This is a genomic window from Pseudomonas sp. H26/SER47-MNA-CIBAN-0231 (assembly GCF_040310465.1).
Classification (GTDB): Bacteria; Pseudomonadota; Gammaproteobacteria; order Pseudomonadales; family Pseudomonadaceae; genus Aquipseudomonas; species Aquipseudomonas atacamensis.
In genome coordinates this window covers 439811-463272 of the sequence record NZ_JBEOPW010000003.1, presented here as the reverse complement: position 1 = coordinate 463272, position 23462 = coordinate 439811, and the positions used below count along the sequence as shown (strand labels likewise).

26 protein-coding genes are annotated in these 23462 nt (G+C 60.3%); 17 read left to right on the top strand and 9 right to left on the bottom strand.

What is annotated here, in order from left to right:
* Positions 1-152 precede the first annotated feature (152 nt).
* The 6 genes from scpC (at position 153) to AAEZ10_RS07435 (ending at position 5566) form a co-directional block, all read left to right on the top strand.
* Entirely contained in the window at positions 153-1646 is a 1494-nt protein-coding gene (gene scpC, locus AAEZ10_RS07460) for a succinyl-CoA:acetate CoA-transferase ScpC (protein WP_071173986.1), read from the top strand.
* Between the two features lie 321 nt (positions 1647-1967).
* Positions 1968-2183 carry a DUF1127 domain-containing protein gene (locus AAEZ10_RS07455; protein ID WP_007911656.1) on the top strand — a complete coding sequence of 72 codons (216 nt, stop codon included), beginning with the start codon at positions 1968-1970 and terminating at the stop codon, positions 2181-2183.
* Positions 2184-2516: 333 nt separating this feature from the next.
* Positions 2517-2834, top strand: coding sequence for a DUF2388 domain-containing protein (locus tag AAEZ10_RS07450; RefSeq protein WP_016772298.1), 318 nt, complete (start codon positions 2517-2519; stop codon positions 2832-2834).
* Between the two features lie 108 nt (positions 2835-2942).
* Positions 2943-3260 (top strand): DUF2388 domain-containing protein, encoded by a 318-nt coding sequence (locus AAEZ10_RS07445; protein ID WP_095182269.1) that lies wholly within the window; start codon positions 2943-2945, stop codon positions 3258-3260.
* 27 nt (positions 3261-3287) lie between these two features.
* On the top strand, positions 3288-3608 hold the full coding sequence (locus AAEZ10_RS07440) for a DUF2388 domain-containing protein (protein ID WP_076564885.1): 321 nt from the start codon (positions 3288-3290) through the stop codon (positions 3606-3608).
* Entirely contained in the window at positions 3605-5566 is a 1962-nt protein-coding gene (locus AAEZ10_RS07435; RefSeq protein WP_350568602.1) for a DUF7844 domain-containing protein, read from the top strand. The genes AAEZ10_RS07440 and AAEZ10_RS07435 overlap by 4 nt, the downstream gene beginning before the upstream one ends.
* Before the next feature lie 56 nt (positions 5567-5622).
* Here the strand turns inward: AAEZ10_RS07435 and trpA are convergent, their stop codons facing one another.
* Both trpA and trpB read right to left on the bottom strand, forming a co-directional pair.
* Complete coding sequence (gene trpA, locus AAEZ10_RS07430) at positions 5623-6432, bottom strand: tryptophan synthase subunit alpha (protein ID WP_071173982.1); 810 nt, start codon at positions 6430-6432, stop codon at positions 5623-5625.
* Positions 6432-7664: a tryptophan synthase subunit beta gene (trpB, locus tag AAEZ10_RS07425; RefSeq protein WP_016772302.1), complete on the bottom strand. Its 1233-nt coding sequence runs from the start codon at positions 7662-7664 to the stop codon at positions 6432-6434. The genes trpA and trpB overlap by 1 nt, the downstream gene beginning before the upstream one ends.
* A gap of 113 nt (positions 7665-7777) precedes the next feature.
* Between trpB and AAEZ10_RS07420 the strand changes: the two genes are divergently transcribed.
* Positions 7778-8695: a LysR family transcriptional regulator gene (locus AAEZ10_RS07420; RefSeq protein ID WP_122748180.1), complete on the top strand. Its 918-nt coding sequence runs from the start codon at positions 7778-7780 to the stop codon at positions 8693-8695.
* Here the strand turns inward: AAEZ10_RS07420 and AAEZ10_RS07415 are convergent.
* The gene (locus tag AAEZ10_RS07415) at positions 8668-8994 is read right to left on the bottom strand and encodes an ElaB/YgaM/YqjD family protein (protein ID WP_039757078.1); all 327 of its coding nucleotides are present in this window, start codon (positions 8992-8994) and stop codon (positions 8668-8670) included. The genes AAEZ10_RS07420 and AAEZ10_RS07415 overlap by 28 nt on opposite strands.
* Before the next feature lie 166 nt (positions 8995-9160).
* Between AAEZ10_RS07415 and AAEZ10_RS07410 the strand changes: the two genes are divergently transcribed.
* Both AAEZ10_RS07410 and AAEZ10_RS07405 read left to right on the top strand, forming a co-directional pair.
* Complete coding sequence (locus AAEZ10_RS07410) at positions 9161-9376, top strand: dodecin (RefSeq protein ID WP_016772305.1); 216 nt, start codon at positions 9161-9163, stop codon at positions 9374-9376.
* A gap of 129 nt (positions 9377-9505) precedes the next feature.
* Positions 9506-9730 carry a DUF1161 domain-containing protein gene (locus tag AAEZ10_RS07405; RefSeq protein ID WP_071173980.1) on the top strand — a complete coding sequence of 75 codons (225 nt, stop codon included), beginning with the start codon at positions 9506-9508 and terminating at the stop codon, positions 9728-9730.
* 172 nt (positions 9731-9902) lie between these two features.
* Here the strand turns inward: AAEZ10_RS07405 and AAEZ10_RS07400 are convergent, their stop codons facing one another.
* Positions 9903-10904, bottom strand: a complete 1002-nt coding sequence (locus AAEZ10_RS07400) for an LLM class flavin-dependent oxidoreductase (RefSeq protein ID WP_071173979.1) — start codon at positions 10902-10904, stop codon at positions 9903-9905.
* Between the two features lie 241 nt (positions 10905-11145).
* Between AAEZ10_RS07400 and AAEZ10_RS07395 the strand changes: the two genes are divergently transcribed.
* Both AAEZ10_RS07395 and AAEZ10_RS07390 read left to right on the top strand, forming a co-directional pair.
* Positions 11146-11577 (top strand): OsmC family protein, encoded by a 432-nt coding sequence (locus AAEZ10_RS07395; protein WP_016772308.1) that lies wholly within the window; start codon positions 11146-11148, stop codon positions 11575-11577.
* A 241-nt stretch (positions 11578-11818) separates the two neighbouring features.
* A complete protein-coding gene (locus tag AAEZ10_RS07390; RefSeq protein ID WP_071173978.1) occupies positions 11819-12058 on the top strand; it encodes a DUF1161 domain-containing protein in 240 nt (79 codons plus the stop codon).
* Positions 12059-12065: 7 nt separating this feature from the next.
* On the opposite strand, the gene AAEZ10_RS07385 is transcribed toward AAEZ10_RS07390, so the two are convergent.
* Both AAEZ10_RS07385 and AAEZ10_RS07380 read right to left on the bottom strand, forming a co-directional pair.
* The gene (locus tag AAEZ10_RS07385; RefSeq protein ID WP_016772310.1) at positions 12066-12485 is read right to left on the bottom strand and encodes a PA0061/PA0062 family lipoprotein; all 420 of its coding nucleotides are present in this window, start codon (positions 12483-12485) and stop codon (positions 12066-12068) included.
* Between the two features lie 39 nt (positions 12486-12524).
* Positions 12525-12947 (bottom strand): PA0061/PA0062 family lipoprotein, encoded by a 423-nt coding sequence (locus tag AAEZ10_RS07380; protein ID WP_273528714.1) that lies wholly within the window; start codon positions 12945-12947, stop codon positions 12525-12527.
* 58 nt (positions 12948-13005) lie between these two features.
* Here AAEZ10_RS07380 and AAEZ10_RS07375 point away from each other — a divergent pair, with 58 nt between their 5' ends.
* Complete coding sequence (locus AAEZ10_RS07375) at positions 13006-14097, top strand: aminopeptidase (protein ID WP_273528713.1); 1092 nt, start codon at positions 13006-13008, stop codon at positions 14095-14097.
* Between the two features lie 99 nt (positions 14098-14196).
* On the opposite strand, the gene AAEZ10_RS07370 is transcribed toward AAEZ10_RS07375, so the two are convergent.
* Both AAEZ10_RS07370 and AAEZ10_RS07365 read right to left on the bottom strand, forming a co-directional pair.
* On the bottom strand, positions 14197-14847 hold the full coding sequence (locus AAEZ10_RS07370) for an HAD family hydrolase (RefSeq protein ID WP_073470769.1): 651 nt from the start codon (positions 14845-14847) through the stop codon (positions 14197-14199).
* A 28-nt stretch (positions 14848-14875) separates the two neighbouring features.
* Positions 14876-15421, bottom strand: a complete 546-nt coding sequence (locus AAEZ10_RS07365) for a gamma carbonic anhydrase family protein (RefSeq protein WP_016772314.1) — start codon at positions 15419-15421, stop codon at positions 14876-14878.
* Between the two features lie 89 nt (positions 15422-15510).
* Between AAEZ10_RS07365 and prlC the strand changes: the two genes are divergently transcribed.
* The 3 genes from prlC to AAEZ10_RS07350 all read left to right on the top strand — a co-directional run bounded on the left by prlC (position 15511) and on the right by AAEZ10_RS07350 (position 19987).
* On the top strand, positions 15511-17562 hold the full coding sequence (gene prlC / locus AAEZ10_RS07360; RefSeq protein WP_051600831.1) for an oligopeptidase A: 2052 nt from the start codon (positions 15511-15513) through the stop codon (positions 17560-17562).
* Positions 17559-17849, top strand: a complete 291-nt coding sequence (locus AAEZ10_RS07355) for a YheV family putative zinc ribbon protein (protein WP_016772316.1) — start codon at positions 17559-17561, stop codon at positions 17847-17849. Before prlC ends, AAEZ10_RS07355 begins: the two co-directional genes overlap by 4 nt.
* A 113-nt stretch (positions 17850-17962) precedes the next feature.
* Positions 17963-19987, top strand: a complete 2025-nt coding sequence (locus tag AAEZ10_RS07350) for a M3 family metallopeptidase (protein ID WP_273528575.1) — start codon at positions 17963-17965, stop codon at positions 19985-19987.
* A gap of 5 nt (positions 19988-19992) precedes the next feature.
* Here the strand turns inward: AAEZ10_RS07350 and AAEZ10_RS07345 are convergent, their stop codons facing one another.
* Positions 19993-20640 carry a phosphatase domain-containing protein gene (locus AAEZ10_RS07345; RefSeq protein WP_350568594.1) on the bottom strand — a complete coding sequence of 216 codons (648 nt, stop codon included), beginning with the start codon at positions 20638-20640 and terminating at the stop codon, positions 19993-19995.
* A gap of 279 nt (positions 20641-20919) precedes the next feature.
* Between AAEZ10_RS07345 and AAEZ10_RS07340 the strand changes: the two genes are divergently transcribed.
* Positions 20920-21663 carry a gluconate 2-dehydrogenase subunit 3 family protein gene (locus tag AAEZ10_RS07340; RefSeq protein WP_282386180.1) on the top strand — a complete coding sequence of 248 codons (744 nt, stop codon included), beginning with the start codon at positions 20920-20922 and terminating at the stop codon, positions 21661-21663.
* Between the two features lie 2 nt (positions 21664-21665).
* Positions 21666-23450: a GMC family oxidoreductase gene (locus AAEZ10_RS07335; RefSeq protein WP_071173972.1), complete on the top strand. Its 1785-nt coding sequence runs from the start codon at positions 21666-21668 to the stop codon at positions 23448-23450.
* The last annotated feature ends 12 nt before the right edge of the window (positions 23451-23462 follow it).

Genomic DNA, 23462 nt, shown 5'->3' with positions numbered 1-23462 from the left:
GACAATTTGCCGCGTTGTTGCAGATCCGGTAACGGTGTTTTACTGCAAACCCGCGAAATAGAGGCCTCGTTTGCGACCTTGGTAGCGGGACAGGCGCCGGCCAAATTCACTAGACTGCGCATCCTGCTACTCGTTGCCCGAGATAATAATCCATGTACCGTGACCGTATTCGCCTGCCTTCGTTGTTGGATAAAGTGATGAGCGCTGCCGACGCCGCTGCTCTGATTGAGGACGGCATGACCGTCGGCATGAGCGGTTTCACCCGCGCCGGCGAAGCCAAGGCCGTTCCCCACGCACTGGCCGAGCGCGCCAAGGTCACGCCGCTGAAGATCAGCCTGATGACCGGCGCCAGCCTGGGCAACGACCTCGACAAGCAACTGACCGAGGCCGGCGTGCTGTCGCGGCGCATGCCGTTTCAGGTCGACAGCACGTTGCGCAAGGCAATCAACGCCGGCGAAGTGATGTTCATCGACCAGCATCTCTCGGAAACCGTAGAGCAACTGCGCAACCAACAGTTGAAGCTGCCGGACATTGCCGTCATTGAGGCAGTCGCCATCACCGAACAAGGCCACATCGTGCCGACCACTTCGGTGGGCAACTCGGCCAGCTTCGCGATCTTCGCCAAACAAGTGATCGTCGAGATCAACCTGGCCCACAACGCCAACCTCGAAGGCCTGCACGACATTTATATCCCGACGTACCGCCCGACGCGCACGCCAATCCCGCTGGTGAAAGTCGACGATCGCATCGGCAGCACGGCGATCCCGATTCCGCCGGAGAAGATCGTTGCGATTGTCATCACTCAGCAGTCGGACTCGCCGTCCACAGTGTCGGTACCGGACGTTGATACCAACGCTATCGCTGAACACCTGATCACCTTCTTCAAGCAGGAAGTTGCGGCCGGGCGCATGACCAACAAGCTCGGCCCGCTGCAAGCCGGAATTGGCAACATCGCCAACGCGGTGATGTGCGGCTTGATCGACTCGCCGTTCGAAGACCTGACCATGTATTCGGAAGTGCTCCAGGACTCGACTTTCGACCTGATCGATGCCGGCAAGCTGAGCTTTGCCTCGGGCAGTTCGATCACCCTGTCCGAGCGGCGCAACAGCGACGTGTTCGGCAACCTGGAGAAGTACAAGGACAAACTGATTCTGCGGCCGCAGGAGATCTCCAATCACCCGGAAGTGGTGCGGCGTCTGGGCATCATTGGCATCAACACTGCGCTGGAGTTCGACATCTACGGCAACGTCAACTCCACCCATGTCTGCGGTACGCGGATGATGAACGGCATCGGCGGCTCCGGCGACTTCGCGCGCAATGCGCATCTGGCGGTATTCGTGACCAAATCGATCGCCAAGGGTGGCGCGATTTCCAGCGTGGTGCCGATGGTCAGCCACGTCGACCATACCGAGCATGACGTCGACATCCTGGTGACCGAAGTCGGCCTCGCCGACCTGCGTGGCCTGGCGCCACGGGAGCGTGCACGAGTGATCATCGACAACTGCGTGCATCCGGACTTTCGCCAGGCACTGAATGACTACTTCAGCGCTGCCTGTGCAATCGGCGGTCATACCCCGCACATTCTGCGCGAAGCACTGAGCTGGCATATGAACCTGGAAGAAACCGGGCGCATGCTGGCGGTGTGATTCACACAGATAACCACCGAGGCAAACACAGTTTTGCGTCGGTGGATGTTCGCAAAGAACAGGATCACCAAAAACTGTACTGCTGTACCGGTCTTTTCCTACCGCAAACTCCTACTCAACCTCCTGATACAAGCAAAAATGCACCAATCAAGTGCGGACAGGTACAGTTTGCCCAATTTCGACCCGTACACCACCCATAAACAGTTAACTGCTCACTCACAATACAAATGAACTGTATCTACAGAGACTAGGCAAACGAGAGGATCATGGGCACCAGTCAAACCACTACCTGATCCCGCCACAAGCGGAAGGATGTCAACCATGGAACGTACACTCAGTTCCGAACTGTTTTTCGAAGACAAAGCTGTAAACACCCAGGCTTCCCTGCCTCTGCGCGTTATTGCCAACCTGATGTTGTGGCAGCGCCGCATCTCCAGCCGCCACCAACTGGCCCGTCTGGATTCGCGTCTGCTGGCCGACGCCGGTATCAGCGAAGCACAACGCTACGAAGAGCTGAGCAAGCCGTTCTGGCGCTAAGCAGCGTCGCTGGCTCTGGTCGTCAGACCCACCGCCAGCAACCCGAATTGCACAAGCAAAACCCGTCGTGGGCAACCACGACGGGTTTTGTCGTTTCAGGGCCTTGAATGCTCTAAAACGCATAACTGAATGAGTACAGGCACAATTCACGAAATCCCCAGATAACACCAGTACAGTTATGCAGAACCTTTGGAGTATCACTGGCCACCACTGGGCGAACCGGATTTGGCAGCCTAATATCCATGCAGAACGTGGCGAACGTTGCGCAACAGGCGTCTGACTCCTCAGATACCGAGCCACCTCTCACTACGGTTTATCCAAAGGAGTTACATCATGACCCGTCTTCGCCTGCTCAGTGCCGCCGCCCTGCTGGCCGTGGCTGCCAACGCCAGTGCTACCAGCTTCATCGTCACCACCGACTCGATCGTCGGCGCGCTGAAAGCCACTTCCGACGCCACTTCCGATGTGACCTCCTCGTTCCGTGACGACAAGATCGTCCTCGCCGCCCGCGACGATGCCGCCAGCTTCGTGGCCAGCGAAGGCGATATCCGTGGAGTGAAGCTGGAAAGCGCGCTCGATCACATCCGCCATCAGGCGCCACAACTCAATGCCACCGATGCCCAATTGGCTCAGGCCATTCTGACCCTCTGATCGTTTGCGGTATTGCGGGACACGCCAGCCGTGTCCCGATGTTTCAACGCTGGCTCTGGGCCGGGCATTTGCGCTAGCCTTCAGGCTCGTTAACAGTTGTCGAGTCCCATGCGCTTTCTTCCAACTCTGCTCATCTCTTCTACTTTATTCACCGCCTGCTGGGCGATGTCTGCCAACGCCTTCGATGCTTTCAATGCATCGACCCAAGGCACGGTTGTCAGCGGTTACGCGACCAGCATGGTGTCTTCTGCACCGTTCGACCGTAAACTGCTGCTCGCCGCTCACGATGACGCGGCCGCCTTTGTTGCCAGTGACGGTGAATGGCGAGGCGCACGGCTGGAATCCGCGCTGCATTACCTGCGCAAAACCCGGCCGAAACTTCATGCCAGCGACCTTGAACTGGCAGAGGCAATTCTCGTCCAATAGTTATCCTTGTCCTTCCGGAGTCGTTCCATGCGTAGCCCGCTGATTGCTGCCGCCCTTGGCCTGTTTGTGCTGGCCGATATGGCCCAGGCGCACACCCTGGTAGCCACCAGTAACATCATCGTTCGTGCCTCCCAGCGCAGCATCGATTTCACTTCCGATACCACCACGTCGATTCGCGATTCGAAAATCATCCGCGAAGCCCACGACGACGCCGCCAGTTTCGTCGCCAGCAACGGTGACATCCGTGGCGCGCACCTCGAAGCAGCCCTCAACACCTTGCGCACTCGCGTGCCGGAAGCGCGCGACGCCAGTGATCAGGTACTCGCCGAAGCCATTCTCGCGCTGTGAAGTCCGTTGGCGCCTGGCTGCTGGCCGGGGCGTTGTTGCTGCTTGGCAACAGCGCCCACGCCGGCCTGCAATTGCGGCTCAAGACCGAGGGTCTGAGCCCGGCTCAACAACAGGCCAGTCAGGCGCTGATCGATGAGGCGATGGCGAAACTGCCGCCGAGCTTCATCGAGCGGCTGGATCGGCGCATCGACGTCGGCTGGACCGACGACATGCCTGCCAACGCTTACGGGCAGGCGACGCTGGTGTCCGAGCTCGATCTGAATCGCAAACTGCTCGCCGGTCTCACCGATGGCAGCGCGGCGAAAGAGAAAACCAATCGCCCCCACGGCACTGTGCGCCAGGAACTGCTGGCCACGGTACTGCACGAAATCACGCATATCTACGACCGCGCGCGTTTATGGCCGAGCGCCGAGCGCACGTTGATCCAGCGCTGCACCCGACGCTTCAACAGCGCCGGGCTGATCGGTATTCCCGATGAGTGTCGCGGGCAGAACGGTCGGCGCTTCACCATCAGCGACGACCCGCGCCTGCTCGATCTGGCCGGGTGGCAACAGTACGTCGGCCGCCGTGGCGAGCGTGAACAACACAACCGCCAGATCGCCCGCAGTCCGGATCTCTACGAAATTTCCAGCCCCAAGGAGTTCGTTGCGGTCAACATGGAGTACTTCCTCCTCGACCCGAGCTACGCCTGCCGCCGCCCGGCGCTCTATCGCTACTACAAGGAACATTTCGGCTGGGCGCCGCCAGCGCAGGACACCTGCAGCAAGAGCTTTGCCTTTCTCAATGCGGGCAATGACTTCGCCAAGCAGCCTCTGGGGCAAGTCGATCCGGAACGGGTCTATGCCGTCGATTACCTGCTGGCCGAAGCCAATCAGAACTGGGTCAGCCGCTGGGGTCACAGCATGCTGCGCCTGGTGATCTGCGCCCCCGGTCGCCCGCGTGGCCCGGATTGCCGCCTCGACCTCGATCAGCACCTGGTGCTGTCCTATCGCGCTTTCGTTGGCGATGTGCAGCTGTCGAGCTGGGACGGACTGGTCGGCAAATACCCGTCGCGGCTGTTCGTGTTGCCGCTGGCACAGGTGATCGACGAATACACCAAGACCGAGCTGCGCAGCCTCGCTTCGGTGCCGCTGAACCTGTCTCGCGAGGAAATAGAAGGCGTGGTCGAACATGCTGCCGAGATGCACTGGAGTTACGACGGCAACTATTTCTTCCTGTCCAACAACTGCGCGGTGGAAGGCTTGAAACTGTTGCGCAGCGGCAGCAATAACAGCCAACTGGTCGGGCTAGACAGCATCATGCCCAACGGCTTGCTGGAAGTGCTCAAGGGCCGTGGTCTGGCCGATACCAGTGTGCTCGACAATCCGAAAGAAGCGCTGCGCCTGGGTTACCGCTTCGACTCGTTCCGCGATCGCTATCAAGCGATGTTCGATGTATTGAAGAAGCAGCTGCCGATCAAGCAGACCACTGTCGAGGATTGGCTGTCACTCAGCGCTGAGCAACGCCGCGAATGGTTCGATCGCGCCGACCTGCGCACCAGTGCGGCCCTGTTGCTGCTGGAGCAAGCCAGTTTCCGCCGGCAGTTATTGCTGGCCCAGGACGAGGTCAAGCAACGCTACCTCGGCGCCCGCGAGCTGGAAAACGGCGGCATGGACAAAGCCAACGCGACCTTGCAGGAGATCCTCGCCAACAGTGGCTTCCTCAGCCGCCCGGCGGAACTGCTCGACTCCAAAGGTTACGGACTACCGCAGCCCAGCGAGTTCGCCCGACTGGAAGCGGAAAGCAGCCAGCGGCAGAAGAAGCTGCTGGCCCTGTCCGGCGATCTCGATACCGAAGTGCGCAAGCTGCTTGAACCCAAGCGGGCGGCCGAGATTGCCGCCAGCGAGGCCAACGTCAAGCAGATTGGCGAGCATCTGCGCAAACTGCACAAGGCCTCGGGCGGACTGCAATTACCCTGAGCACAAAAAAGGCTTCAGAACGCCTGTTCTGAAGCCTTTTCTATTTCCCTGCGGCTTTAGACGCGAGCTTTGCGCACGCCTTGGGACAGCGCCGAACACAGACTCAACACACCATCGATGGCCTGCTCAGGCGTATCGGCACTGGCGATGTGATCAATCAGCGCCGAGCCCACCACCACACCGTCAGCCAGACGCGCGATGGCCGCAGCCTGCTCCGGTGTACGGATGCCGAAACCGATGCTGATCGGCAGGTCGGTATGCCGACGCAGACGTGCAACCGCCTCTTCCACATGTTCCAGAGTCGCTGCACCGGCACCGGTGACACCGGCCACCGACACGTAGTAGACGAAACCGGAACTGCCGTTGAGCACACGCGGCAGACGCACATCGTCGGTGGTCGGCGTGGTCAGGCGGATGAAGTCCAGGCCAGCAGCCTGCGCCGGGTCGCACAGCTCTTCGTTGTGCTCTGGTGGCATGTCGACCACGATCAGGCCATCGACGCCAGCCTCTTTGGCTTCGGCGATGAAACGCTCGACGCCGAATTTGTGAATCGGGTTGAAGTAGCCCATCAACACCAGCGGCGTGTCGCTGTTGCCCTCACGGAACTCGCGAACCATTTGCAGGGTTTTCGCCAGATTCTGTTTGGCGCCCAGGGCGCGAATGTTGGCCAACTGGATTGCCGGGCCATCGGCCATCGGATCGGTGAACGGCATGCCCAGCTCGATCACATCGGCACCTGCGGCAGGCAGGCCTTTGAGGATCGCCAGCGAAGTGTCGTAATCAGGATCACCGGCAGTGACAAAGGTCACCAGCGCCGCGCGGTTCTGTTGCTTGAGGTCGGCAAAGCGGGTTTGCAGGCGGCTCATCAGTGTTTCTCCTGCTGCGACTGTTGCATATGGTGCATCACGGTTTGCATGTCCTTGTCGCCACGGCCCGAGAGGTTGACCACCATCAGGTGATCCTTCGGCAGCTTCGGTGCGCGCTTGAACACTTCGGCCAGGGCGTGGGCGCTTTCCAGGGCAGGAATGATCCCTTCCAGACGGCAGCATTTGTGGAACGCTTCGAGGGCTTCGTCGTCGGTCACCGAGGTGTACTGGACGCGGCCGATGTCGTGCAACCAGGCGTGTTCAGGGCCGATGCCCGGGTAATCGAGGCCAGCGGAAATCGAGTGGGCGTCGATGATCTGGCCATCGTCGTCCTGCAGCAGGAACGTGCGGTTACCGTGCAGCACGCCCGGCACCCCGCCGTTCAGGCTGGCCGCGTGCTTGCCGGTTTCGATGCCGTAACCGGCGGCTTCGACGCCGATGATCTCCACGCTCTTGTCATCGAGGAACGGGTGGAACAGGCCCATGGCGTTGGAACCGCCACCGATGCACGCCACCAGGCTGTCCGGCAGACGACCTTCCTGAGCCTGCAGCTGATCGCGGGTTTCCTTGCCGATGACGGCCTGAAAGTCGCGGACCATTGCTGGATAAGGGTGTGGGCCGGCCACAGTGCCGATCAGATAGAAAGTGTTGTCGACGTTGGTCACCCAGTCACGCAGGGCTTCGTTCATCGCATCTTTGAGAGTGCCGGTGCCGGCCACGACCGGAATGACTTCAGCGCCGAGCAGCTTCATGCGGAAGACGTTGGCCTGCTGACGTTCGATGTCGGTGGTGCCCATGTAAATCACGCAATCGAGACCGAAACGCGCAGCAACGGTGGCCGTGGCCACGCCGTGCATGCCGGCGCCGGTTTCGGCGATGATGCGCTTCTTGCCCATGCGCCGCGCCAACAGAATCTGGCCGATGCAGTTGTTGATCTTGTGTGCGCCAGTGTGGTTCAGCTCTTCACGCTTGAGGTAGATCTTCGCGCCGCCGCAGAACTCGGTCAGGCGTTCGGCGAAATAAAGCGGGCTCGGACGTCCGACGTAATCACGCTGGAAGTAGGCCAATTCTTCCTTGAATGCCGGATCTTCTTTGGCCGCTTCGTATTCGCGAGCCAGGTCGAGGATCAACGGCATCAGGGTTTCCGCTACATAACGGCCACCGAACGCACCGAACAGGCCGTTGGCGTCAGGGCCGTTACGCAGATCAGAGGTGTTCGAAGTCTGGGTCATGGGTCGCTCCAGGTGAATTCGGTCAGAAGACAATGACGACCACTCTACCCCTGACTTTCCAGGCTGAAAACCGATAAGATCGCCGAAACCTGTCAGGAAAACTCACAGATCCCATGAGCCATGACCTTCCCCCGCTAAATGCCTTGCGCGCCTTCGAGGCCACCGCTCGTCTGAACAGTGTGAGTCAGGCTGCCGAACAGCTGCACGTCACCCACGGCGCGGTCAGCCGCCAGCTCAAGGTGCTTGAAGAACATCTCGGCGTGAGCCTGTTCGTCAAGGACGGACGCGGCTTGAAACTCACAGATGCCGGAGCGCGTCTGCGCGATGCCAGCGCGGAGGCGTTCGATCGCTTGCGCAGTGTTTGCGCCGAACTGACGCAAAGCACAGCGGATGCGCCGTTCGTGCTGGGTTGTTCGGGGAGCCTGCTGGCGCGCTGGTTTATTCCGCGTCTGGGGCGGCTGAATGCCGATTTGCCGGATCTGCGTCTGCACCTGTCTGCCGGTGAAGGTGATCTCGATCCCCGGCGCCCGGGCCTTGATGCGTTGTTGCTGTTCGCCGAGCCACCGTGGCCGGCCGATATGCAGGTCTATGAACTGGCGGCGGAACGCATCGGCCCGGTGATGAGCCCGTTGTATAGCGGTTATCAGAAGCTGCACACCGCTGTGGCCGCAGATCTTTTTGATGAGCCCGTGCTGCACACCACCTCTCGCCCACAAGCCTGGCCCAGCTGGGCGCAGCAAAACCACCTCGATCCCAAGGCGTTGAAGCTCGGGCAAGGTTTTGAGCATTTGTATTATTTGCTGGAGGCGGCTGTTGCAGGTCTCGGCGTGGCAATCGCGCCGGAGCCGCTAGTAATCGAAGATCTGAAGGCGGGTCGCCTGGTTGCGCCGTGGGGCTTTTGCGAAACCCCGGCGCAACTGGCGTTGTGGCTACCCAAGCGCGCCGCAGACGGACGCGCCCGGCAACTGGCGCAGTGGCTCAAGAACGAGCTGCGCCAGACTGATCACTCACCGCGCTTGAACAAAAAGTAGGCGGCGAGCAGACCGATTGCACCGACAGCCACGCCGGCTGTGGTCCATGGATGTTCCTGCGCGTAGTCACGAGTGGCAATGCCGGTCTCGCGGGTTTTCACTTTGACTTCTTCGTACGCGTCGCTGAGCAGATGACGGGAATGTTTCAGTGCACTTTCGGCATTGCTTTTCAGCGCCTTGAGGGTCTTGCGCGACTCGTCCGAAGCATCGTCTTTCAAGCTTTCCAACGATTTGAGCAGACTCTCGATCTCGGCTTCCATGCTTTGCAACGAGGCTTTACGTAAAGAGGTGTTGGCCATGGTGGCTCTCCTGCATTGGTGATGAGTGGCGTGTGTTGGTTGGGACTTCACCACTTCGAGAAAGTGCAGAAATTCTGAACTTCGGCAGCGCAGAGGCGCCGAAATCAACAGTGCAATTGCCTGCTAGGCTCAATTTCACACGCCATTCCAACCCAAGGAGATCGCCATGAGTGACCATCACACGTACAAGAAAGTCGAGCTGGTCGGTTCGTCCACCACCAGCATCGAAGACGCCATCAATAACGCGCTGGCCGAGGCGAACAAGACCTTGCGCAATCTGGAATGGTTTGAAGTGACCGAAACCCGTGGCCACATCGAAAATGGCCAGGTAGCGCACTTTCAGGTCACGCTGAAAGTCGGCTTCAAGATTGCCGCCAGCTGAGTTTGAGCTAGTCTTCTGAACTTGCGCGCTGGCCGAGTGCCATAGGGAATGGCAAAGCGCTACAAGGTGAGCGCATCGGGTGGATGACTCGATGCCCGCCTCTTTCAATCCGACCAGGGAGTGCGACCGATGAAGAAGTTCATGTTGGCAGTAGGTTTGTTGAGCCTTGCGGGTGGTGCGTTTGCAGCCGGCAAGCCATGTGAAGAGCTGAAAAGCGAAATCGCCGCGAAGCTCGACGCCAAAGGCGTTTCCGGTTATTCGCTGGAGGTTGTCGACAAAGGTGCGGCGGCTGATGGTGACGTTGTCGGCAGTTGCGAAGGCGGCAGCAAGGACATCGTTTACAAGCGCGGTTGATTGCGCCTGAAATACAAAAGCCGACGTGGATGCGTCGGCTTTTTTGTGGGCTCCATGTGCCCGATGTGGGAGTGAGCTTGCTCGCGAAACCGGTGGGTCAGTCGACATATCGAGTGCCTGACACTCCGTCTTCGCGAGCAAGCTCGCTCCCACAAGGTATGTGTGGTGAATCTTAGCCCTTCATCACCTGCGCCAGCAGCTCGTACGAGCGCACGCGATCAGCATGCTCATACAAATCGCTGGTGAAAATCAGCTCGTCCGCCTGGGTCTGCTCGATCAGCACCTCAAGCTTGGCGCGGATCTTCTGCGGGCCGCCGACCATGGCGAGGCCGAGGAAATCGCCCACCGCTTCACGTTCGTGGGGCAGCCACAGGCCGTCCATGGTTTTCACCGGTGGGCGCTGCACCAGGCTCTGGCCACGCATCAATGCAAGAATGCGCTGGTACACCGACGTCGCCAGGTAATCGGCTTGCTCATCGGTATCCGCTGCCACCAGCGGCACGCCGAGCATTACGTACGGCTTGTCGAGCACCGCCGACGGTTTGAAGTGATTGCGGTAGATGCGGATCGCCTCGTGCATGAAGCGCGGCGCGAAGTGCGAGGCGAAGGCGTAAGGCAAGCCGCGCTCACCCGCCAATTGCGCACTGAACAGGCTTGAGCCGAGCAGCCAGACCGGCACGTTGGTGCCGGTGCCGGGCATGGCGATCACCCGTTGCTCCGGGGTGCGCGGGCCGAGGTAGCGCATCAGTTCGGCAACGTCTTCAGGGAAGTCGTCAGCGCTGCCCGAGCGCTCACGGCGCAAGGCGCGGGCGGTCATCTGGTCAGAGCCGGGCGCGCGGCCCAGACCCAGGTCGATGCGTCCCGGGTACAGGCTCTCGAGGGTGCCGAACTGCTCGGCAATCACCAGCGGCGCATGGTTGGGCAGCATCACCCCGCCGGAACCGACGCGGATCGTCGACGTGCCTCCGGCCAGATAGCCGAGCAACACCGAAGTGGCCGAACTGGCGATGCCGTCCATGTTGTGGTGTTCGGCGACCCAGAAGCGCGTGTAGCCGAATTTCTCGGCATGCTGCGCCAGGTCCAGCGAGTTGCGCAGCGATTGCGCCGCGCTGCCGTTTTCGCGCACCGGCACCAGGTCGAGAGTGGAAAATTTAACGTCGGACAGTTTTTTCATGAACCTGCATCTCCGGGTGGGGAGGCAGGTTTTTCTTGCGAACGAAAACCTGCCAAATCCATAAGCGTGTTTTATGGAATGAGGGCATATACCCGAGATTCAATAGCAGCGACAAAATTTCCTACTAAAAAAGTCAACGATTCAGCCAGGCTGAACTTTGTTCCGCCGTCTATCCTCAGAAGCCTTGCTAGTAAAAAACGGCGACGGCGCGGCGTTCCGCGCCATATTTGAGGAGGCAGACATGGCTATCGTGAAAAAGGCATCGGCGCATTGGGAAGGCGATCTGAAAACCGGTCTCGGCTCGATCTCCACCGAAACCGGCGTGCTGCGCGAAGCGCCGTACGGCTTCAAGGCGCGCTTCGAAGGCGGCAAAGGCACCAACCCGGAAGAACTGATCGGCGCGGCCCACGCCGGCTGCTTCTCCATGGCGTTTTCGATGATTCTCGGCGATGCCGGCCTGAAGGCAGACAGCATCGACACCAACGCCGAAGTCACCCTCGATCAGGTTGACGGCGGCTTCGCGATCACTGCGGTGAAACTGATTCTCAAGGCGAAGATCCCGGGCGCAACTCAGCAACAGTTTGAGGAGTTGAGCAACAAGGCCAAGGAAGGGTGCCCGGTTTCCAAGGTGCTGAATGCGAAGATCACCCTCGAGGCTTCGCTCGTCAGCTGATTCGGCGTTTGCCGGGCTGACGCCTTCGCGAGCAGGGCTCGCTCCCACGGGGGATTTGTGCACGTCGCAGATCCAGTGTGTGAGCGAGCCTGCTCGCGAAGGCGGCCTCGGATTCAACTCAGCAACCGGCAATCAGTACAAGGTGTGAGCAAAGTCAGAACCCGCTCAGCAGAAATGTGGTCGAATAATCGACAGCAGCTTCAGCGCACACCCGTGCGCGCTGCCTCAAGGAGCTTCATCGATGAAACGTATTGGCTTGGCGATTCTTTGCAGTGCACTGGCCACGTCCGCTATCGCAGCCCCCAAAAAATGCGAGGAGCTTAGAAAGGAGATCGAGATCAAGATCCAGGCGAAGGCGATCCCAACGTACACCCTTGAAATCATCACGGCAGAAGAGGCGAAGCAGCACGACTCGGCCATGATCGTCGGTTCTTGCGAGAACGGCACCAAGCGGATTATCTATCAGAGAAACGATAGCTGATTGCCTATCACGGCACGCAATTGATCTGCCGCTCGTTGGCAACGATCTGCCCCTGACGATTGATCAAGCGTGCACTTGGCGTGAAGGCCAGCGATCGGGCCTCAAGGCGGTAACGCTGCCCGGCCTCGAAGTGTTCATAGGGCACCGTCATGTAACACAGCCGCTCTTGCGGATCGGTATCCATGCCCTGACCACCCCCGAATACTTCGAAGTCAAAGCGCACGGTGAGCTCATGACTACCGGGCGTCACCTGAAAAAACCGTCCGTCGCGCAAGCGCTGTTTATCCAGGCGCTCGGCCATCAGCACCTTGCCGCCGGGGGTAGGCATGGCGAAGTCGACCCAGGCTTTGTCTGGATCGGCCGCTGGCAACGGGCTCTGACAACCGGCGAGCACACTGGCGGCCAGCAATGTCGTCAACTTGCGCATGATCGATATCCTTTGACGGGATTTGCAGCATAGCGCCGATCAACTGCTCTGACAGCCCGCCGGTGTGCCCTGGCCGACAACCTTGCGCTGTTCGTCATAAAGCCTGGCCCAAGGCCGGAAGCCGATACTGCCCGCCTGCAACTGATAGCGCTGGCCGGCGTTGAAATCCTTGAATTTCACGCTCATCTGGCAATCGCGCCACAGCGGTTCGGCATTCGGGCCGATGTTGGTGGCCTCGACCGGGAATTGGTAGCGCACCTTCAGCTCATGGCTGCCGGGCTGCACTTCGAAATAACGTTTGTCGACAGCCTGTGTGGCGTCGACTTGTACGGCTTGCAGCGCCGTGTCGTGTTGGCGAGCGTCAAGATCGATCCAGGCTTGCGAAGGGTCGGGGTCGGGCATTCCGAAACCGGCACAACCGGCCAGCATCAGCAGGCCTCCTGTCAGCATCAACATGCGCATAGCGGTGCTCCTTGAGGCGGGATAGTCTTGGGGCAGACTTTCCGGGGAATTTCTTATTTTGATCAGGCCGTTTTCCAGCCTTGGGTTACTTGATCGCGTTTTTCCGATTTTGTTTCCGGGTGTGTTGTTTTTGTTGCTCAACGGTTGCACCAGCGTCAGCTATTACAGCCAGTTGGCCAGCGGCCAACTGCAATTGCTGCGCGCACGGGAGCCGGTCGAAAAAGTCATTGCCGACCCCAGCCGCGATGCCAAATTGCGCGCGCATCTGGCTCAATCACAAAAGGCCCGCACGTTCGCCAGCGAGCATCTGCACTTGCCGGACAACCAGAGCTATCGTCTGTACGCCGACATCGGTCGCCCGTACGTGGTGTGGAACGTGTTCGCCACCGCAGAGTTTTCCCTGACGCCGCAGAATCACTGCTTTCCGATTGCCGGCTGCGTGGCCTATCGCGGCTACTACAGCCAGAGCGCGGCCCGTGGCGAGGCGGCGATTCAACGTTTGCAGGGCATGGACGTGTCGATCGGCGGGGTCGAGGCGTACTCGACGCTTGGCTGGTTCGATGACCCGATCCTCAATTCGATGATGGGCTGGGGCGACGAACGGCTGGCCACGTTGATCTTTCATGAACTGGCGCACCAGAAGTTCTATGTGAAGGACGACACTGAATTCAACGAGTCTTTCGCCACCTTCGTCGAGCAGGAAGGCACGCGGCAATGGCGCACGTTTCGCGGGCTACCGGCAGAGTCGGATTCCAGGCTCAAGCAGCGTGACCAGTTCATCGAACTGGTACTCGACACGCGTTCAAGACTGGAGAAGCTCTATGCGCAGCCGCTGTCGGTTGAGCAGATGCGTGAGCGCAAAGCAGCTGAATTCGAGCACTTGCGCCGGGAGTATCGGGTCATGCGCGACAGTCAGTGGGCCGGGGACAAACGTTATGACGCTTGGGTCAATGCGCCACTGAACAACGCGCGATTGTTGCCGTTCGGGTTGTATGACCAGTGGGTGCCGGCGTTTGCGGCGCTGTTCAGGCAAATGGATGGGGATTGGCTGAGGTTTTATGCCGAGGTTGAGCGGTTGGGGCGATTGCCGGTTGATGAACGTAAGGCGGCTTTGAGGGCCTTGGCAGTTCCTGAGTCCACCAGCGGCTGAACGGGCCTCATCGCTGGCAAGCCAGCTCCCACAGGGACAGCGGTGAGCCTGAAGAATCGCTAACCTGTGGGAGCTGGCTTGCCAGCGATAGCCATCTGCTCAGCGCTGCAAAAAAGCCTGATGCAACGCATTCAAAGTTTCAAAGTGATAAGCCGGCGATTCGGCGTTCAATTCCTCGAAGCTGCCAAACCCATAGCCCACCGCCGCCGCATCCAGGCCATTGCTGCGCGCGCCGATCAGGTCGTGCTTGCGATCGCCGATCATCAGGGTCTGCGCCGGGTCCAGGCGTTCTTCCTCAAGCAAGTGCGCAATCAACTCAACCTTGTTGGTCCGCGTGCCGTCCAGCTCGCTGCCGTAGATCACCTTGAAGTGGCGGGCGAAGTCGAAGTGCCGGGCGATCTCGCGGGCGAACACCCACGGTTTGGAGGTGGCGATGTACAACTGCCGCCCCTGCCCGCTCAAGGTTTCCAGCAACGGCGTGACCCCGTCGAACACCCGATTCTCGTAGAGCCCGGTGACCTTGAAGCGCTCGCGATAGAAATTCACCGCTTCCCAGGCCCTGGCCTCGTCGAAGTCGTAGAACTGCATGAACGCTTGCAGCAGCGGCGGGCCGATGAAGTGTTCCAGTTTGCTCAGGTCCGGTTCGTCGATGCCGAGATTGGCCAAGGCAAATTGAATTGAGCGGGTGATGCCCTCACGCGGGTCGGTCAGGGTGCCATCGAGGTCGAACAGTACGGTCTGGTAATGCATGAGAGTTCCTGAGCTGGTGTAGGGCAATTCAGAGCTGGTCGTAGCCTTCGGCCAGATGCAGGTCCTTGAGCTTGACGTAGTTCGCCGCGCTGTACGTAAAGAAGGCGTTTTCCTTATCGGTCAGCGGGCGCACTTGCTTGACCGGGCTGCCGACATACAGGAAGCCGCTCTGCAGGCGCTTGCCCGGCGGCACCAGGCTGCCGGCGCCGATGATCACATCGTCTTCCACCACGGCGCCGTCCATGACGATGCTGCCCATGCCGATCAATACGCGGCTGCCAACGGTGCAGCCGTGCAGCATGACCTTGTGGGCGATGGTCACGTCATCGCCGATCAGCAATGGAAAACCGTCCGGGTTGAATGGGCCGGCGTGGGTGATGTGCAGCACGCAGCCATCCTGCACGCTAGTGCGCGCACCGATGCGGATGCGGTGCATGTCGCCACGGATCACCGTCAGCGGCCAGACCGAGCTGTCTGCGCCAATTTCGACGTCGCCGATCACCACCGCCGAACCGTCGACGAATGCGCCGTTGCTCAGGCGGGGGGTGTGATTCTGGTATTTGCGAAGGGACACGATTAGTTCTCTCTCTGTCGCCGATAGCTGCGGTGAGTGTCGATTGTAATTAAGATGGGCGCATGTTTCTTCCAGCCAAGGTGCCAACCGTGAGCGTGAACAACCCTCTTTTGCAGTCCTATGACCTGCCGCCGTTCTCCACGATCCGTGCCGAACACGTCCTGCCCGCCATCGAAACCATCCTCGCGGACAACCGCGCCGCCATCGCCGAAATTCTCAAGACCCAGGGCAAGAACCCGACCTGGGCCGGTCTGGTGCTGGCGATGGACGAACTCAACGATCGCCTCGGTGCGGCGTGGAGCCCGGTCAGCCATCTTAACGCCGTGTGCAACAGCGCCGAACTGCGTGAAGCCTACGAGTCGTGCCTGCCGGCCCTGAGCGCCTACTCCACCGAGATGGGCCAGAACCGCGAACTGTTCCAGGCGTATGAAGCGTTGGCCAACAGTCCGGAAGCTGCCAGTTTCGACGTCGCGCAAAAAACCATTCTGGAACACGCCCTGCGCGATTTCCGTCTGTCGGGTATTGATCTGCCGGAAGCCGAGCAGAAACGTTACGCCGAAGTGCAGAGCAAACTGTCCGAGCTCGGCAGCCGCTTCTCCAACCAACTACTCGACGCCACCCAGGCGTGGACCAAGCACATCACCGACGAAGCCGCCCTCGCCGGCCTGACCGATTCGGCCAAGGCGCAGATGGCTGCCGCCGCCCAGGCCAAAGGTCTGGATGGCTGGCTGATCACCCTGGAATTCCCCAGCTACTACGCGGTGATGACCTACGCGCAAGACCGTGCGCTGCGCGAAGAAGTCTACGCCGCCTACTGCACCCGCGCCTCGGACCAAGGCCCGAATGCCGGGCAGAACGACAACGGCCCGGTGATGGAAGAGATCCTCGACCTGCGTCAGGAACTGGCCCGACTGCTGGGTTTCGCCAGTTTCGCCGAGCTGAGCCTGGCGACGAAAATGGCCGAATCCAGCGATCAGGTGCTGAGCTTCCTGCGCGATCTGGCGCAGCGCAGCAAGCCGTTCGCCGCTCAGGATCTGCAACAGCTGCGCGCGTACGCCGCCGAACAGGGCTGCGCCGATCTGCAAAGCTGGGACAGCGGTTTCTACGGTGAAAAACTTCGCGAGCAGCGTTACAGCGTCGCTCAGGAAACCCTGCGAGCCTACTTCCCGATCGACAAAGTCCTCAGCGGCCTGTTCGCCATCGTCCAGCGTCTGTACGGCATCGAGATCGCCGAGCAGAAAGGCTTCGACACTTGGCACCCGGACGTCCGCCTGTTCGAGATCAAGGAAAACGGTCAGCACGTCGGCCGCTTCTTCTTCGACTTGTATGCCCGCGCCAACAAGCGTGGCGGCGCATGGATGGACGGCGCCCGCGACCGTCGTCGCACCATCGACGGTGTGCTGCAAAGCCCAGTCGCCAATCTGGTGTGCAACTTCACCCCGGCCGACAGCGGCAAGCCTGCGCTGCTGACCCATGATGAAGTGACCACCCTGTTCCACGAGTTCGGCCACGGCCTGCATCACCTGCTGACCCGAGTCGAACACGCTGGCGTATCCGGCATCAATGGCGTGGCCTGGGACGCGGTCGAGCTGCCGAGCCAGTTCATGGAAAACTGGTGCTGGGAGCCGGAAGGCCTGGCGCTGATTTCCGGCCACTACGAGACCGGCGAGCCACTGCCACAGGACCTGCTGGAAAAAATGCTCGCGGCGAAGAACTTCCAGTCCGGGCTGATGATGGTGCGTCAGCTGGAGTTTTCGCTGTTCGACTTCGAACTGCATGCCACCCACGGCGATGGCCGCAGCGTGGCGCAAGTGCTGGAGGGCGTGCGTGACGAGGTGTCGGTCATGCGCCCGCCGGCTTACAACCGCTTCCCCAACAGCTTTGCGCACATTTTCGCTGGTGGTTACGCGGCGGGTTACTACAGCTACAAGTGGGCTGAAGTGCTGTCCGCCGACGCCTTCTCGAAATTCGAGGAAGACGGCGTGCTCAACGCTGAAACCGGTCGGGCGTTCCGCGAGGCGATTCTGGCGCGCGGTGGCTCGCAGGCACCGATGGTGCTGTTCGTCGACTTCCGTGGCCGTGAGCCATCGATCGATGCGCTGCTGCGCCACAGCGGCCTGAGTGAGGACGCGGCAGCATGAGCGACGGCCCTGTGATCACCAAGAAGCGCTTTATCGCCGGTGCGGTCTGCCCGGCGTGCAGCGAGCCGGACAAGTTGATGATGTGGAACGAAGACGGCGTGCCGCACCGCGAATGCGTGGCTTGCGGATACTCCGACACCCTCAACGAGCAGGGCCTGTCGGTGCCCAAAGAACTGGGCACGCGGGTCAATACCAGTGCGCTGAAGCCTGCCGCCGACAAAAAGGTCCAGGCCGTGCAGTTCTTCCCCAACCCCAAGTTGAAGAAAAAGCCCGACGAGCAACAGTGACAACTACCGCCACCTGCCGATGATCGTCGTCAGGTGGCGGTAACTATCTACCACCTCACCCCCGCGCTTCGTGATTAGGCTGGTCAATCCAGCCCTCTCTCACGGAAGACGCCATGCCTGACACCAACCCACTCCTGCAACAATGGCAGTTGCCGCCCTGGTCGGCGATACGCGCCGAACATCTGCTGCCGGCAGTCGAGCGCATCGTTGCCGACAACCTGCTGATCATCGAAAACGTCATCGCCACTCAGGTCGATCATCCCAACTGGGACGACGTGGTCATTGCCATCGATGAAGCCGATGCACGCCTGAATGAAACCATGGCGATTATCGAATTCCTCTCGGTCAGGCATGCCGATGATCCCGAGTGGTTGGCGCAGGAAGCGCTCAGCACTCACGCTGCACAGCATTACAAAGCTGCGAAGGCCGGCAATCGACAGTTGCTCCAGGTTTATCAACGATTGGCACTGAGCTCCATAGCCGCCAGCTTCAGTGATGCACGCAAAGCCTCGCTGGCGAAAATCCTGCGCAGGTTTCACTTGGCCGGCAGCGAATTGTCGAGTGCGCAGCGCAAGGATCTGGCGCGATTGAACGGCGAAATCGATTTGCTGGAAAAGCGCTTCATGAGCAACCTCAAATCGGTCAACGCGGCATGGAGCAAGGACATCGACGATGCAGCGCTGTTGGCAGGACTGCCGGCCGAAACGCAGGCGCATCTGGCCGCCAATGCCAACAAGGCCGGCCTGCCCGGGTGGCGGCTGACACTCGATCAGAACACTTACGATCAGGTCATGAAGCGGGCGCGGCACCGCGGTTTACGTGAAGAGTGTTTCAAAGCCTGGTGCACCCGCGCTTCGGATCAGGGGCCATACGCCGGCCGCTTCGACAACGGACCGGTGCTGCACAAGCTGCTGGCGGCGCGTCATGCCAAAGCCCGGCTGTTGGGTTTCGACAACTTCGCTCAGCTGCGACTGCTCGATCGCATGGCCGTGGATACTGACCAGGTCCGCCGTTTTCTGCAGCAGCAGATCGCCCTCAATGCAGCGGCGCTTGCGCGCGAAACCGATGACCTGCAAGCCTCTGCACGCCAGTACGGTATTGATCAGATAGAAGCGTGGGATCACGACTTCCTCGCCGAGCAATTGCGCCTGAAACAGTTGGGCGGCGAGGTGCAGGACCTGCGCCTGTTTTTTCCGCTGGACGCCATACTGCAGAGCCTGTGCCGCTTCAGTGAGCACATGTTCGGCATCAGGATCAGCGAAAATATTCGCCTGGAGACTTTCAACGAAGAAGTGCGCCTGTTCGAAGTCAGCGAGCATGAGCAAGCGGTCGGCTTCATCTACATCGACCCGTTCCACCGCGCCGCTGGCGCCGACTACGCCTGGACAGGTGTACTGCGCAACCGACGGATCAATGCGGAAGGCCGGCCATCACTGCCGATAGCCTCGCTTCAATGCAATTACACGGCCGCCGCCGACGGGCTGAATCTGCTGGCACATCAGGATCTGCGCGTGCTGCTGCACGAATTCGGCCATTGTCTGCATCACGTGCTGACACGTTCGCCGCACTACAACCTGTCCGGCATTTCGCAACTGAGCCGCGACGCTGCCGAGTTTGTCGGGCAGCTGTTCGAGAAATGGGCGCTATCCGGGCAATTCCTGCGCTGGCTGGGTACGCATCATCAGAGCGGTGAGCGCCTGTCGCAAACGCAGGCCGACGCCGCGTTTTCCACCACCGAGATCCAGCGCAGCCGAGAGACGGCAATGCTGTTGCTGAGCGCGCTGTTCGACTTCGAACTGCATCGCAGTCACGGCGACGGTCGCACTGTTCAACAAGTGATGGCGGATGTGCAAAGCGCATTCCCGGGCCTGCATATTCCAGCCTACTGCCGCTTCGCCAACAGCTGCGATTATCTGGTCACCGGTTACGAGGCTTCGCTATACGCCTACAAATGGTCGGGTGTACTGGCGAGCGAGGCATTCAAACGCTTCGAACGTGAAGGTCTGTTCAATGAACAGACGGGCCGGGACCTGCGCAAACACCTGCTGTCGGGAGACAGACAGTCACTCCCCGCCGCGCTGCAAGCGTTCTTGGGTAAACCGATCGACAGCGCGCTGTTTCCTGCGCCAGCCGATTGAGCTGATCAACGCTGGACGTGCGCCGAGTCGAACCAGCTCTTCATCGAACACATGGCGAATGCACTGGTGCTGCATTCGCCATTGATCAAGGCTTCGTGCAACCGATCGACATCGGCCTGCATCACGTAGCGCACGCTGTCGTGGAAATGCTGACTGTCACCAAAACCGCCCTCGGTCATTTCCTTGAGCGCCTGCTCTTTGCTCCAGCCCTGCACCACCACGCGGTACATCGCCGCCATCAGACCGGTGCGGTCAGAACCGTGCTTGCAGTGCATGAGCACCGGGCCGTCGGCTTCGGCGGACTGAATCGCGCGCAGAGCCTTGAGCACATCGCTGTCGTCGACGTGGTTGGTGCGATACGGCAGTTGCACCTGCTTGATGCCCGGCGCGGAGAGCCAGTCGCTATCAGCGTCAGGCAGGAAGTTGATTACGGTGACGACATGCAGATCGTTCAACAGCGGCACCGCGCTACGGTCGGGCAAGGCGCTGCGATACAGCGTCGGTGACATGCGGAACAGGTTGAACTGCGCCTCAACCGGCTGTGCCCACTCGGCCGGGCGAGATGCCGTGGCGTCGGCCGCCCGGGCGGCAATGCCATGCAACAGGGCAACAAGCGAAAAACATAACGCGGGGAAAAAGCGCACTCGAGACATGCTGGGCTGACCGTTTCGGCAATCTTCATGGGAGGAATTGCAGCTTCGCTTTTGAGCGGTCAATACGCCGTGAGCCGGTCGTCAAAGAAACGTGAATCGTCGCTTCGCCGGGCTTTTTTCCAGGAAAACGGTTTTTCTTGATGCTTAGCCTGCTACCATTTGTCACATGATGTTGCAGACGTGGCGCCCTTTTTCGGGACAGACCCTTGTCATCGCGACGCAAATTCCTCGAGCTGCTCGCAGAAGCGGCTGACTTCTATGCCTGATGAGGTGCCCCCCATGTCTGATCAAGATCGAGACAACCCGCGGCGTGAGTTCTTGCGCAAATCCCTGACCCTGATTCCGGTGGTCACGCTTGCCGGTACCGGCCTGGGCAGCAGCGTGCTGCAAGCCGCACCTGAAAGCACACCGGCGCCGGCCGCAGCAAAACCGGCCTCTGTCGCTGGTGACTATCAGCCGAGCTTTTTCACCGCTGAAGAATGGGCATTCATCAATGCCGCCGTCGCCCAGTTGATCCCCAGCGATGCGCAGGGCCCGGGCGCGCTTGAAGCCGGCGTGCCGGAATACATCGACCGCCAGATGAACACGCCGTACGCCGCCGGTGCCCTGTGGTACATGCAAGGCCCATTCAATGCCGACGCTGCGCCGGAGATGGGCTGGCAGAGCAAACTGGTACCCAAAGACATCTATCGCCTCGGCATCGCCGCCACGGATCAGTGGGTAAAAGGTCTCAGCGGTAAAACATTTGCCGAGCAAGACAGCGCTACCCGAGACGATTTGCTCAAGCAACTCGAAGCCGGCAAGCCGCAGTTCGATGCGGTGCCGGCGAAGATCTTCTTCAATCTGCTGCTGCAAAACACCAAGGAAGGTTTCTTCTGCGACCCGATCCACGGTGGCAATAAAGGCATGGTCGGCTGGACCATGATCGGTTTCCCCGGCGCCCGCGCCGATTTCATGGATTGGGTGGAACGCAACGAGCAATACCCCTTCCCGGCAGTGTCGATTCGCGGCGAGAGGGCGTAAGCATGGCAACGGTATTGAAGAAGGTTGATGCAGTCATCGTCGGTTTCGGCTGGACCGGGGCGATCATGGCCAAGGAACTCACCGAGGCGGGCCTCAACGTGCTGGCGCTGGAGCGCGGGCCGATGCAGGACACTTACCCCGACGGCAACTATCCGCAGGTGATCGACGAACTCACCTACAGCGTGCGCAAGAAACTCTTTCAGGACATCTCCAAAGAGACGGTGACCATTCGCCACAGCGTCAACGACATCGCCCTGCCCAACCGCCAGTTGGGCGCGTTTTTGCCGGGTAACGGCGTCGGCGGCGCCGGTCTGCACTGGTCTGGCGTGCACTTTCGCGTCGACCCGATCGAGTTGCGCATGCGCAGCCACTATGAAGAACGCTACGGCAAAAGCTTCATCCCCAAAGACATGACCATTCAGGATTTCGGCGTCAGCTATGAAGAGCTGGAACCGTTTTTCGACTTCGCGGAAAAAGTCTTCGGCACCTCCGGCCAGGCCTGGACGGTGAAGGGCCAACTGGTCGGTCAGGGCAAGGGCGGCAACCCCTACGCGCCGGACCGTTCCAACCCGTTCCCGCTTGAAGCGCAGAAGAACACCGTATCCGCACAGCTGTTTGGTAAAGCGGCTACAGAGGTGGGTTACAAACCTTACAACCTGCCTTCGGCAAATACCTCTGGGCCGTACACCAATCCCTACGGCGCACAGATGGGGCCGTGCAATTTCTGCGGTTTCTGCAGCGGCTACGTCTGCTACATGTATTCCAAAGCCTCGCCGAACGTGAACATTCTGCCGGCGCTCAAGCCCCTGCCGAATTTCGAGCTGCGGCCCAACTCCCATGTGCTGCGGGTCAACCTCGACAGCAGCAAGTCCAAAGCGACCGGCGTCACCTACATCGACGGCCAGGGCCGCGAGATCGAGCAGCCGGCGGATCTGGTGATCCTCGGCGCCTTCCAGTTGCACAACGTGCGTCTGATGCTGCTGTCCGGGATCGGCAAACCCTACGACCCGATCAGCGGCGAAGGCGTGGTCGGGCGTAACTTCGCCTACCAGAACATGGCCACCATCAAAGCCTTTTTCGACAAGGACACCCACACCAACAACTTCATCGGCGCTGGCGGCAACGGCGTGGCGGTGGACGATTTCAACGCCGACAACTTCGACCACGGCCCGCACGGCTTTGTCGGTGGCTCGCCGATGTGGGTCAACCAGGCTGGCAGTCGACCGATTGCCGGCACCTCGAACCCGCCGGGCACGCCGGCCTGGGGCAGCGCGTGGAAACGCGCCACCGCCGATTACTACACCCACCAGGTGTCGATGGACGCCCACGGCGCGCATCAGTCCTACCGTGGCAACTACCTCGATCTCGATCCGGTGTACCGCGATGCCTACGGCCTGCCGCTGCTGCGCATGACCTTCGACTGGCAGGAAAACGACATCAAGATGAACCGCTTCATGGTCGAGAAGATGGGCAAGATCGCCCAAGCCATGGGCCCGAAAGCCATTGCGGTGATCGGCAAGCAGGTCGGCGACCACTTCAACACCGCCTCGTACCAGACCACCCACCTCAACGGTGGCGCAATCATGGGTACCGATCCGAAGACCAGCGCGCTGAACCGCTATTTACAGAGCTGGGACGTGCACAACGTATTCGTCCCGGGCGCCTCGGCGTTCCCGCAGGGCCTGGGCTACAACCCGACCGGACTGGTGGCGGCGCTGACCTACTGGTCGGCGAAAGCGATCCGCGAGCAATACCTGAAAAACCCCGGCCCGCTGGTGCAGGCTTAAGGAGCGATGACC

Coding starts and splice junctions, on each gene's coding strand:
- AAEZ10_RS07340 (WP_282386180.1), top strand. CDS start 20,920: ATGTCTGATCAAGATCGAGACAACCCGCGGCGTGAGTTCTTGCGCAAA.
- trpB (WP_016772302.1), bottom strand. CDS start 7,664: ATGACCCAGACTTCGAACACCTCTGATCTGCGTAACGGCCCTGACGCC.
- AAEZ10_RS07335 (WP_071173972.1), top strand. CDS start 21,666: ATGGCAACGGTATTGAAGAAGGTTGATGCAGTCATCGTCGGTTTCGGC.
- AAEZ10_RS07410 (WP_016772305.1), top strand. CDS start 9,161: ATGAGTGACCATCACACGTACAAGAAAGTCGAGCTGGTCGGTTCGTCC.
- AAEZ10_RS07380 (WP_273528714.1), bottom strand. CDS start 12,947: ATGCGCATGTTGATGCTGACAGGAGGCCTGCTGATGCTGGCCGGTTGT.
- AAEZ10_RS07350 (WP_273528575.1), top strand. CDS start 17,963: ATGCCTGACACCAACCCACTCCTGCAACAATGGCAGTTGCCGCCCTGG.
- trpA (WP_071173982.1), bottom strand. CDS start 6,432: ATGAGCCGCCTGCAAACCCGCTTTGCCGACCTCAAGCAACAGAACCGC.
- AAEZ10_RS07455 (WP_007911656.1), top strand. CDS start 1,968: ATGGAACGTACACTCAGTTCCGAACTGTTTTTCGAAGACAAAGCTGTA.
- AAEZ10_RS07370 (WP_073470769.1), bottom strand. CDS start 14,847: ATGCATTACCAGACCGTACTGTTCGACCTCGATGGCACCCTGACCGAC.
- AAEZ10_RS07415 (WP_039757078.1), bottom strand. CDS start 8,994: ATGGCCAACACCTCTTTACGTAAAGCCTCGTTGCAAAGCATGGAAGCC.
- AAEZ10_RS07385 (WP_016772310.1), bottom strand. CDS start 12,485: ATGCGCAAGTTGACGACATTGCTGGCCGCCAGTGTGCTCGCCGGTTGT.
- AAEZ10_RS07355 (WP_016772316.1), top strand. CDS start 17,559: ATGAGCGACGGCCCTGTGATCACCAAGAAGCGCTTTATCGCCGGTGCG.
- AAEZ10_RS07400 (WP_071173979.1), bottom strand. CDS start 10,904: ATGAAAAAACTGTCCGACGTTAAATTTTCCACTCTCGACCTGGTGCCG.
- AAEZ10_RS07440 (WP_076564885.1), top strand. CDS start 3,288: ATGCGTAGCCCGCTGATTGCTGCCGCCCTTGGCCTGTTTGTGCTGGCC.
- AAEZ10_RS07445 (WP_095182269.1), top strand. CDS start 2,943: ATGCGCTTTCTTCCAACTCTGCTCATCTCTTCTACTTTATTCACCGCC.
- AAEZ10_RS07450 (WP_016772298.1), top strand. CDS start 2,517: ATGACCCGTCTTCGCCTGCTCAGTGCCGCCGCCCTGCTGGCCGTGGCT.
- scpC (WP_071173986.1), top strand. CDS start 153: ATGTACCGTGACCGTATTCGCCTGCCTTCGTTGTTGGATAAAGTGATG.
- AAEZ10_RS07345 (WP_350568594.1), bottom strand. CDS start 20,640: ATGTCTCGAGTGCGCTTTTTCCCCGCGTTATGTTTTTCGCTTGTTGCC.
- AAEZ10_RS07395 (WP_016772308.1), top strand. CDS start 11,146: ATGGCTATCGTGAAAAAGGCATCGGCGCATTGGGAAGGCGATCTGAAA.
- AAEZ10_RS07390 (WP_071173978.1), top strand. CDS start 11,819: ATGAAACGTATTGGCTTGGCGATTCTTTGCAGTGCACTGGCCACGTCC.
- AAEZ10_RS07405 (WP_071173980.1), top strand. CDS start 9,506: ATGAAGAAGTTCATGTTGGCAGTAGGTTTGTTGAGCCTTGCGGGTGGT.
- AAEZ10_RS07420 (WP_122748180.1), top strand. CDS start 7,778: ATGAGCCATGACCTTCCCCCGCTAAATGCCTTGCGCGCCTTCGAGGCC.